Origin of the sequence: Ciceribacter azotifigens, from assembly GCF_048159625.1 — a bacterium.
Classification (GTDB): Bacteria; Pseudomonadota; Alphaproteobacteria; order Rhizobiales; family Rhizobiaceae; genus Allorhizobium; species Allorhizobium azotifigens.
Genome location: NZ_JBLQTA010000052.1, coordinates 1 through 2,497 on the forward strand (window position 1 = coordinate 1; position 2,497 = coordinate 2,497).

The following is a 2,497-nucleotide window of genomic DNA, read 5'->3' on the forward strand; positions in this document are numbered from 1 at the left end:
TGTTGGTTTCCGCGCGGAACTGAGCCGGTTTTTCCACCGAGAAGTGAGCCACCTCTGAGTATGGTTTTCTGATCAGGCTTTGGTCAAGTGGCTGGCCTTTTCTCCTCTTTTCTGTGCCGCTGCTGCCGAACTGGCCTTGAAGCGGAAGCTGTCGTTACCTGTTTCCAGGATGTGGCAACGGTGGGTCAGGCGGTCGAGCAGAGCGGTCGTCATTTTGGCGTCGCCGAAGACGGTCGCCCATTCGCTGAAGCTGAGGTTGGTGGTGATGATGACGCTGGTCCGTTCGTAGAGCTTGCTTAACAGATGGAACAGCAGCGCTCCGCCTGAGGCGCTGAACGGGAGGTATCCGAGTTCATCGAGGATCAGCAGATCGAGACGAACCAAGGTCTCGGCGATCTGGCCCGCCTTGCCCTTTGCTTTCTCCTGCTCAAGCGCATTGACCAGTTCAATGGTTGAGAAGAAGCGGACCTTGCGGCGGTGATGTTCGATGGCCTGGACACCAAGCGCGGTCGCGACATGTGTTTTTCCTGTGCCCGGTCCGCCGACAAGGACAATGTTCTGTGCTCCGTCCATGAACTCGCATCGATGCAGTTGGCGCACCGTCGCTTCGTTGATTTCGCTGGTGGCGAAGTCGAAGCCGGATAGGTCCTTGTAGGCCGGAAAGCGGGCAACCTTCATGTGATAGGCGATAGAGCGGACCTCACGCTCAGCCACCTCGGCTTTCAATAACTGGGACAAGATCGGCACGGCAGCATCGAAAGCCGGAGCACTTTGCTCGATCAGGTCCGTTACGGCCTGGGCCATGCCATACATCTTTAGGCTACGCAGCATGATGACAACGGCGGCGCTGGCGGGATCATGACGCATGGCGACCTCCCACGATCCGGACACGCAGGCCATCGTAACGTTCGACGTTGGCCTTGGGTTCGTGAACCAGGGTCAGCGCCTGTGGCGTATCGACGTTGGGACCGTCGGTCGTTTTGCCATCGATCAGCATATGCAACAGGTTCAGCACGTGGGTCTTGGTCGCCACGCCTTGATCCAGCGCCAGCTCGACAGCTCGGACGACGACCTGTTCGTCGTGATGAAGCACCAGAGCGAGGATGTCCGCCATCTCCCGATCGCCGCCGGGGCGGCGAAGCATCTGGTCCTGCAACTGTCGAAAGGCCAGCGGCAATTCCATGAAGGGTGCGCCATTGCGCAGAGCACCGGGCTTGCGCTGGATGACGGCAAGGTAGTGCCGCCAGTCATAAATCGTCCTTGGCGGCTTGTCGTGACTGCGTTCTATGATCCGCGGATGTTCGCAGAGAATGTTGCCCTCGGCCGCAACGACCAGCCGCTCTGGATAAATCCGAAGGCTGACAGGCCGGTTCGCAAACGATGCAGGCACGCTGTAACGATTACGCTCAAAGGTGACCAGGCACGTTGGCGAGACTCGTTTGCCTTGCTCGACGAATCCGTCAAACATGGTGGGTAATGCCATCAGTGCTGCCCGCTCATCAGCCCAGACATCCGCGATCGAACCGGGCAGGCTCCCGTGCGGTGTCTCCTGCCACAGGTCCTGGCAACGCTGCTCCAGCCAGACGTTCAATGCCGCCAAGTCCGGGAAGTCCGGCATCTGTTGCCACAACCGGGGGCGGGCATCCTGGACGTTTTTCTCGACCTGCCCCTTCTCCCAGCCCGCGGCAGGATTGCAGAACTCGGGCGCGAAGACGTAGTGGTTCGTCATAGCGAGAAAGCGGATATTGACCTGTCGCTCCTTGCCGCGGCCAACGCGATCGACTGCCGTTTTCATGTTGTCATAGATCCCCCGCGCAGGCACCCCGCCGAAGACCCGGAAGCCGTGCCAGTGGGCATCGAACAACATCTCATGTGTCTGGAGCAGATACGCCCGCAAAAGAAACGCCCGACTGTGCGACAGTTTGATATGCGCCACCTGCAGCTTCACTCGCTCGCCGCCGATCACGGCATAGTCGTCACTCCAATCGAACTGGAAAGCTTCACCGGGCCGGAAAGAGAGCGGAACAAATATACCCCGCCCCGCCGTTTGCTGATCAGCCCGCCACTCACGGGCAAAAGCAGCAACCCGGCCATACGAGCCTGTAAAGCCGAGAGAAACCAGATCNCAGCTTCACTCGCTCGCCGCCGATCACGGCATAGTCGTCACTCCAATCGAACTGGAAAGCTTCACCGGGCCGGAAAGAGAGCGGAACAAATATACCCCGCCCCGCCGTTTGCTGATCAGCCCGCCACTCACGGGCAAAAGCAGCAACCCGGCCATACGAGCCTGTAAAGCCGAGAGAAACCAGATCGGTATGAAGCTGCTTCACTGTTCGGCGCTGCTTGCGTGACCTCCCGGCCTCGGTCTTGAGCCAGGCCGCAAGTTTGTCGGCAAAAGGATCAAGCTTGCTCGGTCGTTCCGGTACCGTGAACGTCGGTTCGATCGTACCCGCGCTCAAATACTTCGCAATCGTGTTGCGTGACAGCCCGGTGCGCC

1 protein-coding gene and 2 pseudogenes are annotated in these 2,497 nt (G+C 59.5%); all 3 read right to left on the reverse strand.

Translation table 11 applies throughout. The annotated features are described in order from the left end of the window. Positions 1-72: 72 nt before the first annotated feature. Positions 73-867 carry an IS21-like element helper ATPase IstB gene (gene istB, locus ACM6UT_RS23150; RefSeq protein WP_137134526.1) on the reverse strand — a complete coding sequence of 265 codons (795 nt, stop codon included), beginning with the start codon at positions 865-867 and terminating at the stop codon, positions 73-75. Then, positions 857-2,125 (reverse strand): annotated as a pseudogene (istA, locus tag ACM6UT_RS23155) (IS21 family transposase); the annotation flags it as partial. The gene istB and the pseudogene istA, both read right to left, overlap by 11 nt. A gap of 109 nt (positions 2,126-2,234) precedes the next feature. Next, positions 2,235-2,497: pseudogene (locus tag ACM6UT_RS23160) on the reverse strand (IS21 family transposase); the annotation flags it as partial.

Bases quoted from the DNA above. Each gene is read 5' to 3' on its own strand.
- istB (WP_137134526.1), bottom strand. From the start codon at position 867: ATGCGTCATGATCCCGCCAGCGCCGCCGTTGTCATCATGCTGCGTAGC.